Raw genomic sequence first — 16,179 nt, 5'->3', positions numbered from 1 at the left:
GCGCCATGTCGTGGTGGGTGTGGGTGCTGCTCGTGGTGGCCGCGCTGGCGGGCGCCGTTCTCCTGGCGCTGTCGCTGTGGCGTTCCGGCAGGGGGCTGGCGCGGGAGGTCGGCCGGTCCGGCCGTGCCCTGGGCTCGGTCTCCGAGCGGGCCGCGCAGGCGGCCGCGGCCGCCACGGCGCCGGACACGTCCCCGACCTTGTTCGCCGACCCGGTCGAGCTGCGCGCGCACCTCGATGAGGTGCGCGCCCGGCGGGCCGCGCGCGCGGACGACCGGCGGGCCCGCCAGCGGCGCACCGCCCGGACGTGGGCCGCCGGGCGGGGCGCCACCGAGGGCTGGCTGGCGCGCCGGCAGGCGGAGAAGGCCGCCGTGCTCCGGCGTGCGCCGAGGGCGGCGGAGCCCTCGACGACGAGGCGTGCGGCGAGGGTCCCCAGCGACCGCCGGACCGCGTAGGGTTGGCCTGGCCGCACCACCCCGCTCACGTCGAGCGTACGAGAACGAGGAGCCTGTTCATGGGCATGCTCAAGCCCTGGCACATCATCGTGCTGGTGATCGTCATCCTGCTGCTGTTCGGGGCGCGCCGTCTCCCCGACCTGGCGCGCAGCGTCGGCCAGTCGCTGAAGATCTTCAAGAGCGAGGTCAAGGACCTGACGAACGACGACAAGCCGGACCAGCCGGCGTCGGGCGGCACGACGTCGTCCGCGGGCACCGTCCCGCCGGCCACCTCCGGCACGACGAACCCGGCCTCGCCACCGTCGTCCGGCGGCGTGACCCCGCCGGACGCGGAAGGTCCCAAGGCGTAGCACGTGGCCGGCAAGTCCAAGGACCCCGAGGGGCGCATGCCCCTCAAGGAGCACCTGCTCGAGCTGCGCAAGCGGCTGTTCCTCGCCTCGGCCGGCATCGTGCTCGGTGCCGTCGCCGGATGGTTCTTCTACGAACCGCTGCTCGACGCGCTCCAGGCGCCGCTCGCGGCGGCCGCGGAGGAGCAGGGGCGTTCGATCGCCCTGAACTTCACCGGCCTGGCCTCGGCCCTGGACATGAAGATCAAGGTCTCGTTCTTCCTCGGGATCATCGTGTCCTGCCCCTGGTGGCTGTTCCAGCTCTGGTCGTTCGTGACGCCCGGGCTGACGCGGCGTGAGAAGGGGTACGCCTACGCGTTCCTCGGCGGGGCCGTCCCGCTGTTCCTCGCGGGCGCATGGCTGGCCTGGTGGGTCCTGCCGCACGCCGTGGAGATCCTCACGGACTTCGTCCCGGCCGGCGCCACGAGCTTCACCGACGCGCAGGGGTACCTCAGCTTCGTGATGCGGCTGATCCTGGCGTTCGGGCTCGCGTTCGTCTCTCCCGTGCTGCTGGTCGGTCTCAACCTCGCCGGCATCCTGCGGCACGAGACCCTGGCCCAGGGCTGGCGGTGGGCCGTGCTCATCGCGTTCGTGTTCGCGGCCATCATGACGCCCACTCCGGACGCGCTCACGATGATCCTCGTCGCCCTGCCGATCTGCGTCCTGTACTTCGGGGCGCTGGGGGTGTGCCTGCTGCACGACCGGCGGGTGGACCGGCGCCGCATGGCCGCCGCCGTATGACGGCTCCACGAGACACCACGAGCCGGTGAGGACCCCGTGAGGACGCTGTGACCGGCCCGATGACGGGCGCGGTGACGGGTCCGTCCCGGCGCCTCGGCGTCGTCGTCAACCCCACCGCCGGCAAGGGCAGGGCCGCCCGCCTCGGCCGGGACGTCGTGGACGTGCTCAGGGCCGCGGGGCACGCCGTGCACGACCTGTCCGGGCCGAGCGCTGCCCTCGCGCTCGAACGCGCCCGCGCGGCAGTGGACGGCGGGGCGCTGGACGCCCTGGTCGTGGTCGGCGGCGACGGCATGGTGCACCTGGGCGCCCAGGTGCTCTCCGGCACGCAGGTGCCGCTGGGCATCGTCGCCGTCGGCACCGGCAACGACTTCGCGCACACCCTCGGGCTCCCCGTGAAGGACCCCACCGGCGCGTGCGCCGACCTGTGCCGCGCCCTCGGGCAGGGGGACGCCGGGGTGCGGGCGGTGGACGTGGTGCACGCTTCCGGGCCGGGCCTGGTGCCGGGCGCGAGCCCCGCGCAGGGTCGCGAGCGCCCCGGTCTGACGGCGGCGCCCGTGCGGTGGGTGGCCGGCGCCGTCTCCGTCGGGCTCGACGCCGCGGTCAACGCCCGCGCGAACACGATGCTGCGCCCGCGGGGCAGCGCCCGGTACACGATCGCCGCCCTGCACGAGCTGGCCGGCTACCGGGCCTGGTCGTACCGGCTCACGTTCGAGGAGCTCGCCCCCGCGCCGTCCGGCACCGGGGGCGGTACCCAGCCCGGCACCGACCACTCCGGGCACGGGGCGGCGCTGCGCCTGCGGCCCGGGGCGGGTGGCACGGCCACCTGGTCGGGACGGGCGGCCCTGGTCACCGCGGCGAACGGCCCGCGCCTGGGCGGCGGGATCCGGGTGGTTCCCACCGCGCGCGTCGACGACGGCTACCTGGACGTGCTGGTGGCCACGGACCTGTCCCGCGCCGGCGCCGCCGTGCTGTTCCCCTCCATGTTCGCCGGTGCGCACACGCGGCACCGCAAGGTGCACGTGGTGCGGTGCCGCGCGGTGACGATCGAGCCGGGTCCTGACGCGTGGGCGGCGGGGGAGCCCGCCCTGCCCGCCGCGCACGGCGACGGGGAGCGCCTCGGCCCGCTGCCGCTGAAGGTGGCCGTGCGGACCGGCGCCCTGCACGTGCTGACGACCCGGCGCTGACCCACGGAACGGGTGCGGGAACCTGCCGCGTGCGGCACGCCGGGCGCGCCAGGAGAGGTCGCCCCCGGGCCGTAGGCTGACGTCATGACCGCCGCAGCACACCGGGACGGGACGTCCGCACCGGGGTCCGACACCCGGGCCTCGCAGGAGACCGGGCCCGCCGGCCCCGCCGAGCGGTACGCCGCCTCCCGGGCGCGGTCGGCCCGGGACAGGGCCGTCTCCCAGGGCGAGCTCGGCACGTTCCGCAAGGTCCTCGACTTCGAGCTCGACCCGTTCCAGGCCGACGCGTGCGCCGCGCTGGAGGCGGGGCACGGCGTGCTCGTGGCGGCCCCCACGGGCGCGGGCAAGACGGTCGTGGGCGAGTTCGCCGTGCACCTGGCGCTGGCCCAGGGCGGCAAGGCGTTCTACACCACGCCGATCAAGGCGCTGAGCAACCAGAAGTACGCCGACCTCGTGGCTCGCCACGGTGCGGAGTCCGTGGGGCTGCTCACGGGCGACACCTCGATCAACTCGGGCGCACCCGTGGTCGTGATGACCACCGAGGTGCTGCGCAACATGCTGTACGCGGGGTCGAACGCGCTCGACGGCCTCGCGTTCGTCGTCATGGACGAGGTGCACTACCTCGCCGACCGGTTCCGCGGGCCCGTGTGGGAAGAGGTGATCATCCACCTGCCCGACCACGTCCAGCTCGTGTCCCTGTCCGCGACGGTGTCCAACGCGGAGGAGTTCGGCGACTGGCTCGCGATGGTCCGCGGTGACACGACCGTCGTCGTCAGCGAGCGCCGTCCCGTGCCGCTGTGGCAGCACGTCGTGGTCTCGGCACCCGAGCCGCGCGGGATGCCGCGCCTCATGGACCTGTACGCCGGGCACGTCGACCCGACGGACCCGGGCACGGACCCGCCGATCAACCCGGACCTGCAGGCGAGCTTTCGCTCGTCGGCGCGCCCCGACACGAGGCCGGGCGCCGCACGTTCCGGCCGCCACGGCGGCCGGGGCCGTGGGGACCGGGGGTACCGGGGCGGCGGCGGGCAGCGACCCGGCGGGGCGTCGCTCGTGCCGACGCGCCGCACCCCGCCGCGGTTCGCCGTGGTGGACGCGCTGGACGCCGACGCGCTGCTGCCCGCGATCTACTTCATCTTCTCCCGCGCGGGCTGCGACGGCGCCGTGCAGCAGTGCCTGCGCGCGGGGCTGCGCCTGACCGACGCGGCGGAGGAGGCGGAGATCCGCCGCGTCACCGAGGAGCGCACGGCGACGATCCCGCCCGAGGACCTCGAGGTGCTCGGCTACTGGGAGTGGACGCAGGCTCTCGCGCGCGGGGTCGCGGCCCACCACGCGGGGCTGCTGCCCGTGTTCCGCGAGACGGTGGAGCACCTGTTCTCCCGCGGCCTGGTCAAGGTCGTGTTCGCCACCGAGACGCTCGCGCTGGGCATCAACATGCCTGCCCGCTCCGTCGTGCTGGAGAAGCTCGTCAAGTGGGACGGGACCGCGCACCAGCCGGTGACGCCGGGGGAGTACACCCAGCTCACGGGCCGGGCGGGGCGCCGGGGCATCGACGTCGAGGGGCACGCCGTGGTGGTGGACCACACGGGTCTGGACCCGGTGGCGCTCGCCGGCCTGGCGTCCAAGCGCCTGTACCCGCTGCGCTCGAGCTTTCGGCCCACGTACAACATGGCGGTCAACCTCGTGGCGCAGGTGGGGCGCGAGCGGGCGCGCGACGTGCTGGAGACGAGCTTCGCGCAGTTCCAGGCCGACCGCGGCGTCGTGGGGCTGGCCAAGCAGGCGCAGGCTCACGCTGAGGCGCTCGAGGGCTACGCCGAGGCCATGCGGTGCGACCGTGGCGACTTCGCCGGGTACATGGACCTGCGCCGGGCCATCAAGGACCGCGAGAACGAGCTCGCGCGTGCGGCCTCGGGGGTGCGTCGCGCGGACGCCGTGGCGTCGCTGGAGAAGCTGCGCCGCGGCGACCTCGTGGAGGTGCCTGGGGGCCGCCGTCGGGGGTACGTGGTGGTGCTCGACCCGGGGCTGGACCAGCGCGGGTTCGACGGGCCGCGCCCGACTGTGCTCACCCAGGAGCGGCAGGTCAAGAAGCTCACCCTGGCGGACACCCCGGACGGCGTCCAGGTGGTGGGCCGCGTCAAGATCCCGAAGTCGTTCAACGCGCGCCGCCCCGACCAGCGGCGCGACCTCGCCTCCAGCATGCGCAACGCCCTCGGGGCGTTCCGCGACGACGCAGGCTCCGGCAGGCACCCGCACGCCGGCCCGGGACGCCGCGGCCGCTCGGACGCCTCCTCGGACCACGAGCTGCAGCGGCTGCGGGGCGCGCTGCGCGCCCATCCCTGCCACGGCTGCCCCGACCGGGACGACCACGCCCGCTGGGCGGAGCGGTGGGAGCGACTGCGCCGCGAGCACGACCAGCTGGTGCGCCGCGTCGAGGGCCGCACCGGCACCATCGCGCGCACGTTCGACCGCACGTGCGAGGTGCTGGTGCACCTCGGTTACCTCGAGCGGGCCGACGGTCCGCAGGGACGCACGGTGCAGGTCACCGACGACGGCCACTGGCTGCGCCGCGTGTACGCGGAGGACGACCTGCTGCTCGCGGAGTGCCTGCGTCGCGGCACGTGGGACGACCTGGACGCGCCCGGCCTGGCGGCGGCGGTCTCCACCGTCGTGTACTCGGGACGGCGCGAGGAGGCTGCGGAGCCGTTCGTGCCGGGCGGCCCCACGGGCCGGCTCGCCCAGGCGCTGGACGCCACGACGACCGTGTGGTCACAGGTCACCGACCTGGAGGCGGAGCACCACCTGACCGTCACCGGGCCGCTGGACCTCGGGCTGGTCGCGCCGGTGCACCGGTGGGCCTCCGGTCGCGGCCTCGACGCGGTGCTGCGCGGCACCGACGTGGCGGCGGGAGACTTCGTGCGCTGGTGCAAGCAGGTGATCGACGTGCTCGACCAGCTCGCGGCCGCGGCCCCTCGCCCGCAGCTGCGCGCCACCGCCCGCAAGGCCCAGGCGGCGGTGCTGCGGGGTGTCGTCGCGTACTCGAGCCTGTGAGCCCTGGGCGCCCTGTGGCCCCGGCCCCCTGGGGCGACGGGCCGCGCTGCCCCGGCCCGCGAGCGCCGGTTGTGAGCGACCTCGCAGCCGGGACGATCCCCTGATTCCGGACGGTTGCGCCCATCTGTGATCGAACCGTGAAGAAACCGGGGCGTTCCGTGCCCTAGAGTGCAGGCCGTGACCTCCACCCTGTACCGCAACGGAGTCGTCCACTCGTCCGCCGACCCGTTCGCCGAGGCGCTCCTCGTCGACGACGGCGTGGTGACCTGGCTGGGGAGCGAGGACACCGCGGCGGGGCTCGCCGCCCGGGCCGACCGCGTCCTCGACCTGGACGGCGCCCTGGTCGCGCCCGGGTTCGTCGACGCGCACGCGCACGTGCTGGAGACGGGGCTCGCGCTGGAGTCCGTGGACCTGTCGGCGGCGGCCGGCGTGGCCTCGCTGCCCGCGGCGCTGGACGCCGTGGCTGCCGGCGCCCGCGCGCTCGCCGAGGTGGACCCGTCCGGCTCCGAGGTGCTCCTCGCCTTCGGCTGGGACGAGCAGGCGTGGCCGGAGCGGCGGGCGCCCGGGCGCACAGAGCTGGACGCCGCCGCCGGCGGCCGCCCCGTGTACGCGGCGCGCGTCGACGGGCACTCCGCGGTGCTGTCCAGCGCGCTGGCGCGCGGCACGGGGGCGGACCGGCTACCTGGCTGGGACGAGTCCGGCCTCGTCGTCGGCGACGCGCACCACGCGGCCCGCGACCTCGTGCAGCAGCTCTCGGGCGCGCGCCGCACCCGCGCGTACGAGGTGGCGCTGACCGCCGCGGCCCGGCGCGGGATCGTCGGCCTGCACGAGATGAGCGCGCCGCACGTGGACACCCGCGACGGTCTGCGCGAGCTCATGGCGATGACCCGGGACCCGGCCGGCGGGCTGCCGCACGTCGTGGCCTACCGCGGCGAGCTGGTGGGCACCGTCGACGAGGCCCACCAGCTGCTCGCGGAGCTGCCGTTCCTCACCGGCATCGGCGGCGACCTCAGCGTCGACGGCTCCCTCGGCTCGCGCACCGCGGCGCTGCGCCACCCGTACGCCGACATGCTGGCGGGACCGGGGGGCGCCGACGCCACCGGGCGCCTGTACCTGACGGCCGAGGAGATCGCCGCGCACCTGGCGGCCTGCTCCGCGGCGCGCACGCAGGGCGGGTTCCACGTCATCGGCGACCGGGCGATGGACGAGGTGGTGCACGGGCTCGAGATCGCGGCCGCCGAGCACGGCGCCTCGGTGCTGCGGGCCGGGCACCACCGCCTCGAGCACGCCCTGTTCGTGGACGCCTCCGCCCTGGCCGCCCTGCTGCTGTACGGGGTGGCGCTGTCCGTCCAGCCGGCGTTCGACTCGACCTTCGGCGGGACGACCGGGATGTACGCCGGTCGGCTCGGCGTCGCCCGGGCGACGAACCTGTCGCCCTTCGCGGACCTCGCCAGCGCCGGGGTCCCGCTCGCGTTCGGCTCTGACGCGCCCGTCACCCCGCTCGACCCGTGGCAGGGGGTGCGCGCCACGCTCCGCCACGAGGACACCACGCAGCGCATCTCCGCCCGCACCGCGTTCCGCGCGCACACCCGCGGCGGGTGGCGGCTCGCGGGCCTGGACCACACCGGGGCGGGGGAGCTGCGTGTCGGGGCGCCCGCGCACCTGGCCGTGTGGCGCGCCGAGCAGCTCGCGGTGCAGGCCGCGCCCGGCCGGCTCTCGCAGTGGAACCCGGAGGCGCGCGCCGGCCAGCCGCTGCTGCCCGACCTGTCACCGGGGGCCGCCGAGCCCGAGTGCCTGCAGACCGTGCGGGACGGCGTCGTCCTGTTCGACACCTTCGACTGACGCATCCCGCCGTCCGGGACCTCAACCGACCGGCATGGATCCCGCCCGCGGGCGGGCGCCCTCGGTCCCCTGGAGTGTCACGTACCCTGCGGGGGTGTCGCACCCCAGCTCGCCCGCCACGGAGCCGGACGCCCCGGCGCCCGCCCCGCCCCTGACCCCCGCGCCGCCCACCGACCGGTGGGCCTCGCGCCCGGCCACCCTGGGGCTCGCCGTCGCGTCCGGCGTCGCGCTGTGGGCCTCGTTCCCCGACGTCGGTGCGTGGCCGCTGGCGTTCGTGGCGGTGGGGCTGCTCCACGCGGCGCTGCGTCGTGACGGGCGTCGCGCCGCGGGCTGGAACACGCTCGTCGGGCTGGTGGCCGGCGTGACGTTCTGGCTGCCGCACATCTGGTGGGCCAACTTCGCCACCGACACGGTGCCGTGGATCGCGCTGGCCCTGCTCGAGGCCGCGTTCTTCGCCGGGTTCGGCGCCCTGTGGACGTGGGCGCGGCGCTGGCGACAGGTGCGGCGCAACGCCGCCACACAGGCCGTCGTTTTCGCGGTGGTCTTCGTCGCGGTCGAGCAGTGGCGCTCGGAGATCCCGTTCGGCGGCTTCCCCTGGGGGCGGCTCGCGTGGACCGTCGCCGGCGCCCCGACAGGGCGCGCGGCCTGGCTCGGCGGCACCACCGCCGTCTCCCTGCTGATCGCTGCCGCCGGGGTGCTCCTCGCGCTGGCGGCCGGTCGCGTGCTCGCCCGCCGCGCGGCGAGCGCCGCGCCGACGGCAGAGGGCGACACGGAGGGCGACACGGAGGGCACTGCCAGGGGAACCGGCACGAGAACGGCCGGCGGCCGGCGGCTCTCCGGCGGCCTCGTGATGGTCGCCGCGGCGGCCGCCCTGGCACTGGGTCCGCTCGCGCTGCCCTTGCCGTCCGACGCCGGCACCCGCGAGGTGACCGACGCCGCGGACCCAGGACACGCGGGCACCGTGGTGGACGCCGGCACGGGGACCGCCGAGGTGGGGGTGCTCCGCGCAGGGGCGGTCCAGGGCAACGTGTCCGAGCCCGGGGAGGGGTCCTTCGCGAACCGCGCGGAGGTGCTGAACAACCACCTGCAGGGCACGTACACGATCGCCGGCGAGCAGGAGGCGGGGGCGTTCGAGGGCGTCGGCGACGGCGGCGGGGTCGACGTCGTGCTGTGGCCGGAGAACGGCTCGGACCTGGACCCCCAGACGACGCCGGACGTGGCGGCCGCCATCGACGAGGCGGCTCGCACGGTGGACGCCCCGATCCTCGTGGGCGCACAGGAGTACCCCGACACGGGCGGGCGCTACAACGTGGCGCTGCTGTGGGAGCCGGGTTTCGGCGTCACCCAGCGGTACGCCAAGCAGCACCCCGCACCGTTCGGCGAGTACATCCCGATCCGCGGCTTCGTGCGGATGTTCAGCGCACAGGTGGACCGGGTCACGAACGACATGATCGCCGGGACGGAGCCGGCGGTGATCGACCTGCCGGTGGACGGCGCCGACGTGGGCCGCACGCCCGGGCCCACGACGGTGCCCCTGGCCACCGTGATCTGCTTCGAGATCGCGTACGACGAGATCGTGCGCGACGCCGTGCAGCGCGGCGCGCAGGTGCTGGTGGTCCCGACGAACAACGCGTCGTTCGGGTACACAGCGGAGTCCACGCAGCAGCTCGCCATGACCCGGATGCAGGCGATCACGACGGGGCGCGCCGCGGTCCAGGTCTCCACGGTCGGGGTGAGCGGCGTCGTCGCCCCCGACGGGACGCTCGTGGCGCGCACGCAGCTGTTCACGGCCGACCACCTCGTGGCGGACCTGCCGCTGCGCACGACCCTGACGCCCGCGGTGCGGGCCGGGTACTGGCCGGGATGGGTGGTGGGCGCTGCCGCGACCGTGCTGGTGCTCGGCGGAGCGGCGTCCGCGCTCGCGGCCCGGCGTCGCGGCCGTCCCGCCGCATGACTCGGGTCACCCGGGACCGGGAACCCGCGAGGGGACGACGAAGGGCGGGAAACCCGGAGGTTTCCCGCCCTTCGACAATGCTCAGGCGTGCTCGACGACGGCCGAGCCGGTGGCGTCAGGCGCTGCGGCGCAACTTGCCCGCGCGCAGGAGCTCGAGGCGCTCGTCGAGCAGCTCCTCCAGCTCGGAGACGGTGCGGCGCTCGAGCAGCATGTCCCAGTGGGTGCGCTGCGGCTTGGTGGCCTTCGGCTCCGGCTTCTCCGCGTCGCGCAGGAGGGCCTCCTCGCCGCACCGGCACTCCCAGACCGGCGGCACCTCGGCCTCGGTGGAAAAGGGCAGGATGATGGTGTGACCGTTGGGGCAGTCGTAGTGCGCCTGGAACCGCGGGGCGAAGTCGACGCCCTCGTCGGACTCCATGCTCTTGCTGCCGATGCTCATACCGCGCAGGGACCGGTCGGGCATGTCGTCCTCCTGGGGGGTCGGTGGTAGGTGGGCCTTGGGGTCCAACGCGGGGCGCGGGGTGGTTGTTCCGCCGCCGGGTGAAGGTCCCGTGAAACGAGGTCCGGGTGGGCCCCGGCGGCTACCCGGTGAGGACCGGACCGTCAGGGCGCAGCGATGCCACCCAAGGCTGGCCAGTCGCCGCGCTGTACGCAACTCGAGACCCCCGCAGCGGGGCGGTTTGTGCGGGACGTCACGCTCGGGCGGGCCGGGGGCGGGAACAACTCCGCCGGGTCGCCGGTTGGGACGCGTGTACATGCAAATGGATGAATCTCCGGAGGGGCACCGCCCCGAGGGACCATCGACAGGCAGACGACGAGCAGGGGAGACAGGCCGTGCAGTTCGGAATCTTCAGCGTCAGCGACGTGACCACCGACCCGACGACGGGTCGCACGCCGGACGACACCGAGCGCGTGCGCAACATGCTCACGATCGCCCGCCACGCCGACGAGGCCGGCCTGGACGTCTTCGCCACCGGTGAGCACCACAACCCGCCCTTCGTGGCCTCCAGCCCCACCACGATGCTCGGCTACCTCGCCGGCGTCACCCAGAACATCACGCTGTCGACGGCCACCACCCTGATCACCACGAACGACCCCGTCCGCCTGGCCGAGGAGTACGCGATGCTCCAGGTGATCTCGGGCGGGCGCATGGACCTCATGATGGGGCGCGGCAACACCGGCCCGGTCTACCCCTGGTTCGGGCAGGACATCCGCCAGGGCATCCCCCTCGCCGTCGAGAACTACGCCCTGCTGCGCCGGCTGTGGACCGAGGACGTCGTGGACTGGGAGGGCAAGTTCCGCACACCGCTGCAGGGCTTCACCTCCACCCCGCGCCCGCTCGACGGCGTGCCCCCGTTCGTGTGGCACGGCTCGATCCGCAGCCCGGAGATCGCCGAGCAGGCCGCTTACTACGGCGACGGGTTCCTGCACAACAACATCTTCTGGCCGATGCACCACACCCGGCAGATGGTGCGCTACTACCGCCAGCGCTTCGAGCACTACGGCCACGGCCGCGCCGACCAGGCGATCGTGGGCCTGGGCGGGCAGGCGTTCATGCGCAAGCGCTCGCAGGACGCGTGGAACGAGTTCCGGCCGTACTTCGACAACGCCCCGGTGTACGGGCACGGCCCGTCGATGGAGGACTTCACCCAGCAGACCCCGCTGACCGTGGGCTCCCCGCAGCAGGTCATCGACCGCTACGCGTCCTTCGTCGACGACGTCGGCTACTACCAGCGCCAGCTGTTCCTGGTGGACCACGCCGGGCTGCCCCTCAAGACGGTGCTCGAGCAGATCGACCTGCTCGCGGGCGAGGTGGTGCCCGAGCTGCGCCGGATCGTGGAGTCCAAGCGTCCCGCCGACGTGCCCCTGAACCCGCCGACCCACGCGGAGCGCGTGGCGGCCGCCGCGGCGTCCGGCGGGGCCGGCGCCACCCACGTGGGGGACTCCACCGACCCGTACACGGGTACCGTCGCCGAGGGCGACCGCCCGAACGACCCGAAGCACGGCACGCAGGAGGCCCGCGCATGACCACGTCCGAGCAGTCCCGCACGATCGCCGTCGTCTCGGCAGGGCTGTCCCAGCCGTCGTCGACGCGGCTGCTGGCCGACCGCCTCGCCGACGCCGCGGTGCGCGAGCTCGAGGACCTCGGCCAGGTGGCCCGCGTCGAGAACGTCGAGCTGCGCGACCTCGCGCACCCCGTGGTCGACGCGATGCTCACCGGCTTCCCCTCGGGCGACCTGGCCCGGGCCCAGGAGGCGGTGACGGGCGCCGACGGCATCATCGCCGTCACCCCGGTGTTCACGTCGAGCTTCTCCGGGCTGTTCAAGTCGTTCTGGGACATCATCGACCCCGAGGCGTTGGGCGGGGTGCCCGTGCTGCTCGGCGCCACGGGCGGCACGGCGCGGCATTCCCTGGCGCTGGAGTACGCGGTGCGGCCCCTGTTCACCTACCTGCACGCCGACGTCGTGCCCACCAGCGTGTTCGCGGCCACCGACGACTGGGCCGCGAGCGCCGCGGACGTGGGCGCCGGGCTGCCGCGCCGGATCGAACGGGCCGGGCGCGAGCTGGCCCGCCGGGTGGCGCAGCGTCAGGGCGACGGCCCCGCGGACCCGTTCGCGTCGTCGCCCAGCTTCACAGAGCTGCTGGGCGGGAGCTGACGCTCGGCTGGTCCTGCAAGGGGCCGGCCGGCTGGTGGCCGGGAGCCGTCCGCACGGCTCCCGGCCACGCCCTAGGCTGGGCCTATGCGCGTTCTGGTCTCCGGCGGTGCCGGTTACATCGGGTCCCACACCGTCCTGAAGCTCGTTGCCGCCGGGCACGACGTCGTCGTCGTCGACGACTTCTCCAACAGCAAGCCGACGGTCGTCGGCCGGCTCGAGGCACTGTCGGGCGTGCACGTCCCGGTGCACGCGATCGACCTCACCGACGTCGAGAAGACGAACCAGCTGTTCGAGCACGAGCAGATCGACGCCGTGGTGCACTTCGCGGGGTTCAAGGCCGTGGGGGAGTCGGTGACCAGGCCGCTGGCGTACTACCGCAACAACCTCGACTCGACGCTGGCGCTGCTCGAGGCGATGACCCGGCACGGCGTGCACCGCCTGGTGTTCTCCTCGTCGGCCACCGTCTACGGCGAGCACGCGCCCGTGCCCTACCGCGAGGACTACGAGCACCTGTCCTCGTCCTCCCCGTACGGGCAGACGAAGGTCATGATCGAACGGATCATGACCGACGTCGCCGCGGCGAGCGACGGGCTCAAGGTCGCGCTGCTGCGGTACTTCAACCCGGTGGGCGCGCACCCGTCAGGGCAGATCGGCGAGGACCCGCAGGGCATCCCGAACAACCTCATGCCGTTCCTCGCGCAGGTCGCCGTCGGCAAGCGCGAGCGGCTCACGGTGTTCGGCGACGACTACCCGACGGCCGACGGCACCTGCGAGCGCGACTACCTGCACGTGGAGGACCTCGCCGACGGGCACGTCGCCGCCCTGGAACACCTGGACGCCATGACCGACGACGTGCGGGCGTTCAACCTCGGCACCGGCACGGGCACCTCGGTGCTGGCGATGCTGCACGCCTTCGAGCGGGCCGTGGGACGCGAGCTGGCGTACGTGGTGGGGCCGCGCCGCGCCGGCGACCTGCCCGCGTTCTGGGCCGACCCCACCCGCGCGCACGTCGAGCTCGGCTGGCGCGCCACCAGGACCGTCGACGACATGTGCGCCGACACGTGGCGCTGGCAGTCCGCGAACCCGCAGGGCTTCCCCGACGCCTGAGCCCCGCCCCGCCTCCGCCCCGCCCCGCCTCCACGCCGCCACCACGCGGCCAGGGAGCGGCGTGCTCAGAGCACGTCGGCCACGGCAACGTGCTCCAGGGAGTGCGCCTCGGCCACCCACGGGTGAGTGACGTGCCCGGCGTGGGTGTTCAGGCCGTGCGCGAGCTCCGGGTCGTGGCGCAGGGCGTCGCGCCACCCGTGGTCGGCGAGCGCCACCGCGTAGGGCAGCGTCACGTTGGTCAGGGCGAACGTCGAGGTGCGCGGCACGGCGCCCGGCATGTTCGCCACGCAGTAGAAGACGGCGTCGTGCACGCCGAACGTGGGGTCGGCGTGCGTGGTGGGGCGCGAGTCGGCGAAGCAGCCGCCCTGGTCGATGGCGATGTCCACGAGCACGGCCCCCGGGCGCATGCGCGCCACGAGCTCGTTCGACACGAGCACCGGCGCCTTGGCGCCCGGCACGAGCACCGCGCCCACCACCAGGTCGGACTCCACCACGGCCTCGTCGACGGTGAGCCCGTTCGACGCGAGCGTCTGCACCCGTCCGCCGAAGTACTGGTCGGCCGCCTCGAGCACCCGCTGGTTCGTGTCCAGGAGGGTGACGCGGGCGCCCAGCCCGACGGCGATGCGGGCGGCGTTCATGCCCGCCACTCCCGCCCCGATGACGGTGACCTGCCCCGAGGCGACCCCCGGCACGCCCCCGAGCAGCACCCCGCGCCCGCCGGCCGCCCGCAGCAGCGTGGCCGCCCCGACCTGGGGCGCGAGCCGGCCCGCGACCTCGGACATCGGCGCCAGGAGCGGCAGGCGCCCGCCCTCCGACTGCACGGTCTCGTAGGCCACGGCGGTGACGTCGCGGGCCAGCAGCTCCTGCGTGAGCGCCTTGTCCGCCGCGAGGTGCAGGTAGGTGAACAGCAGCTGCCCCGGCCGCAGCAGGTCGTACTCGGAGGCGACCGGCTCCTTGACCTTGAGCACCGTCTCGGCGGCCCAGGCCTCCTCGGCGCCGGCCACCAGGCGCGCCCCGGCGGCCACGTACTCGTCGTCGTGGATCGAGGACCCGGTCCCGGCACCGGCCTGGACGAGCACCTCGTGCCCGTGGCCGACGAGCTCGTGCACCCCGGCCGGGGTGATCGCCACCCGGTACTCGTGGTTCTTGACTTCCTTGGGCACGCCGATGTGCATCAGGTTCCGCTTCCTGTTCGCGGCCGGCTCGTGGCCGCGCCGACTGGACATGACGCGAGATGGTGATCCCGCTCACGTCCATTGTTCTGCGAAAGTTCGGGTCCGCACCACAGTTCGGTGGATGCTTCGGTACATTCGTCAGATGACGCCGGAATCTTCGACGCGGCCGAGTGCTGCGGAGCGGCACCCGAAGGATCTTCGGCGGCCCACGCCGCAGGACTCCGGCCTGGAGCGCCGCGCCGGCGAGCCCGTGCGGCTCGACGAGGTGGACCACCGACTGCTCGCCGCCCTCGCCGACGACGCGCGGATCCCGAACAACGCGCTCGCCGCGTCCGTCGGCATCGCCCCGTCCACCTGCCTGACGCGCGTGCGCCGCCTGCGCGAGGAGGGGGTGGTGCGCGGCTACCACGCCGACATCGACCCGGTGCTCGCCGGGCGCCCCCTGCAGGCGATCATCGCGGTACGGATGCAGGGACCCACCCGGGCTCGCCTGTCCGCCTACCTGCGCCAGCTCGCCGAGCTGCCCGGAGTGCTCAACGTCTTCCTGCTCGGGGGCGCGCACGACTTCTTCCTGCACGTCGCGGCACCCGACGCCGACGGCCTCAACGACTTCGTCATCGAGCACCTGTCGACGGACCCGGACGTGGCGCTGACCGAGACGAACCTGATCTTCCAGCACCTGCGCGCGGGCTGGTACTAGGGCGTGTTGCTAAACCCGATCGACTGTCGGGTGGGCGAGCCTTGGCGTCGTGTTGCGTGATGTCATCTCGGATGAGGTGTGGGCCGTGCTTGGGCCGTTGTTCCCGGGCGCGAAGGCCACGGGTCGTCCACCTGTCGATCGACGCATGGTCGTCGAGGCGACGGCGTGGCGGTTCCGCACAGGGGCTCCCTGGCGGGATCTGCCGGACCGGTTCGGTAACTGGAACACGATCTATAGGAACTTCGACCGATGGTCAAAGGCCGGGGTTTGGGCGCGCGTGCTCGAGCAGGTCCAGGCGATGGCCCACCAGGCCGGCGACCTCGACTGGGTCGCGTCGATCGACTCCACGATCGTGCGCGTCCATCAGCACGGGGCGACCCTGCCGCGGGACACAGGGGGCACGATCGAATTACAAGAAGTTCGGCCATGAACCCCCTGACCACGCGATCGGCCGTTCGCGTGGCGGGCTGACGACCAAGACGCACCTGGTCGCGGACGGCAAGGGCCGGGCGCTGGCGTTCATCCTGACCGGCGGGCAGATCGCGGACACCACGATGTTGCCTGACACGCTCGAGGAGATCCGCGTGGCTGGCATGGCCGGGCGACCGCGCAAGCGCCCGGACCGGCTGCTCGCCGACAAGGGCTACCCGTCCAAGGCGAACCGGGCGTGGCTGCGCGAGCGCGGAATCGCAGCAACGATCCCGGAGCGTGACGACCAGATCGCCCACCGCCGCAAGCGGCCAGGCCGGCCGATCGACTTCGGCGAGGAGCAGCGTGAGCGCTACCGCGGGCGGAATGTTGTCGAGCGCTGCTTCAACAAGCTCAAGCAGTGGCGCGGGCTCGCGATGCGGTCCGACAAGACTGCCCGTAACCACCACTCGGGTCAGTGCCTCGCCGCGACCCTCCACTGGCTCACCAGCGGCTCCGGCGGTTGAC

The 16,179-nt window shown here is 74.2% G+C and carries 13 protein-coding genes and 1 pseudogene; 12 read left to right on the top strand and 2 right to left on the bottom strand.

Annotated elements, in window-relative coordinates; genetic code table 11:
• Window positions 1-5 precede the first annotated feature (5 nt).
• The 7 genes from LEP48_RS15530 to lnt all read left to right on the top strand — a co-directional run bounded on the left by LEP48_RS15530 (window position 6) and on the right by lnt (window position 9,607).
• Window positions 6-452 (top strand): hypothetical protein, encoded by a 447-nt coding sequence (locus tag LEP48_RS15530; protein ID WP_225566482.1) that lies wholly within the window; start codon window positions 6-8, stop codon window positions 450-452.
• Between the two features lie 59 nt (window positions 453-511).
• Window positions 512-802 (top strand): Sec-independent protein translocase subunit TatA, encoded by a 291-nt coding sequence (gene tatA / locus LEP48_RS15525; protein ID WP_225566481.1) that lies wholly within the window; start codon window positions 512-514, stop codon window positions 800-802.
• A gap of 36 nt (window positions 803-838) precedes the next feature.
• Window positions 839-1,579, top strand: a complete 741-nt coding sequence (tatC, locus tag LEP48_RS15520) for a twin-arginine translocase subunit TatC (RefSeq protein WP_225566511.1) — start codon at window positions 839-841, stop codon at window positions 1,577-1,579.
• A 71-nt stretch (window positions 1,580-1,650) separates the two neighbouring features.
• On the top strand, window positions 1,651-2,763 hold the full coding sequence (locus LEP48_RS15515; RefSeq protein WP_225566480.1) for a diacylglycerol/lipid kinase family protein: 1,113 nt from the start codon (window positions 1,651-1,653) through the stop codon (window positions 2,761-2,763).
• An 84-nt stretch (window positions 2,764-2,847) separates the two neighbouring features.
• Entirely contained in the window at window positions 2,848-5,811 is a 2,964-nt protein-coding gene (locus tag LEP48_RS15510; protein WP_225566479.1) for a DEAD/DEAH box helicase, read from the top strand.
• A gap of 177 nt (window positions 5,812-5,988) precedes the next feature.
• Window positions 5,989-7,653, top strand: coding sequence for an amidohydrolase (locus tag LEP48_RS15505; protein WP_225566478.1), 1,665 nt, complete (start codon window positions 5,989-5,991; stop codon window positions 7,651-7,653).
• A gap of 94 nt (window positions 7,654-7,747) precedes the next feature.
• The gene (gene lnt, locus LEP48_RS15500; protein WP_225566477.1) at window positions 7,748-9,607 is read left to right on the top strand and encodes an apolipoprotein N-acyltransferase; all 1,860 of its coding nucleotides are present in this window, start codon (window positions 7,748-7,750) and stop codon (window positions 9,605-9,607) included.
• Window positions 9,608-9,722: 115 nt separating this feature from the next.
• Here the strand turns inward: lnt and LEP48_RS15495 are convergent, their stop codons facing one another.
• Window positions 9,723-10,067 carry an RNA polymerase-binding protein RbpA gene (locus LEP48_RS15495; protein ID WP_225566476.1) on the bottom strand — a complete coding sequence of 115 codons (345 nt, stop codon included), beginning with the start codon at window positions 10,065-10,067 and terminating at the stop codon, window positions 9,723-9,725.
• A 371-nt stretch (window positions 10,068-10,438) separates the two neighbouring features.
• Here LEP48_RS15495 and LEP48_RS15490 point away from each other — a divergent pair, with 371 nt between their 5' ends.
• The 3 genes from LEP48_RS15490 (at window position 10,439) to galE (ending at window position 13,368) form a co-directional block, all read left to right on the top strand.
• On the top strand, window positions 10,439-11,632 hold the full coding sequence (locus LEP48_RS15490; RefSeq protein WP_225566475.1) for an LLM class flavin-dependent oxidoreductase: 1,194 nt from the start codon (window positions 10,439-10,441) through the stop codon (window positions 11,630-11,632).
• Entirely contained in the window at window positions 11,629-12,261 is a 633-nt protein-coding gene (locus LEP48_RS15485) for an FMN reductase (RefSeq protein WP_225566474.1), read from the top strand. Before LEP48_RS15490 ends, LEP48_RS15485 begins: the two co-directional genes overlap by 4 nt.
• An 84-nt stretch (window positions 12,262-12,345) precedes the next feature.
• Window positions 12,346-13,368, top strand: a complete 1,023-nt coding sequence (gene galE, locus LEP48_RS15480) for a UDP-glucose 4-epimerase GalE (RefSeq protein WP_225566473.1) — start codon at window positions 12,346-12,348, stop codon at window positions 13,366-13,368.
• Window positions 13,369-13,433: 65 nt separating this feature from the next.
• Here the strand turns inward: galE and ald are convergent, their stop codons facing one another.
• Complete coding sequence (gene ald / locus LEP48_RS15475) at window positions 13,434-14,543, bottom strand: alanine dehydrogenase (protein ID WP_225566510.1); 1,110 nt, start codon at window positions 14,541-14,543, stop codon at window positions 13,434-13,436.
• 142 nt (window positions 14,544-14,685) lie between these two features.
• On the opposite strand from ald, the gene LEP48_RS15470 reads away from it, so the two are divergent.
• Together LEP48_RS15470 and LEP48_RS15465 are read left to right on the top strand one after the other, a co-directional pair.
• Entirely contained in the window at window positions 14,686-15,243 is a 558-nt protein-coding gene (locus LEP48_RS15470) for an Lrp/AsnC family transcriptional regulator (protein ID WP_225566472.1), read from the top strand.
• Between the two features lie 49 nt (window positions 15,244-15,292).
• Window positions 15,293-16,178, top strand: a pseudogene (locus tag LEP48_RS15465) (IS5 family transposase).
• Window position 16,179: the final 1 nt, after the last annotated feature.

The sequence above is a fragment of the Isoptericola luteus genome, from assembly GCF_020297055.1.
Classification (GTDB): Bacteria; Actinomycetota; Actinomycetes; order Actinomycetales; family Cellulomonadaceae; genus Isoptericola; species Isoptericola luteus.
The sequence above is the reverse complement of the archived record's forward strand: the minus strand, read 5'-3'. Positions and strand labels throughout refer to the sequence as shown.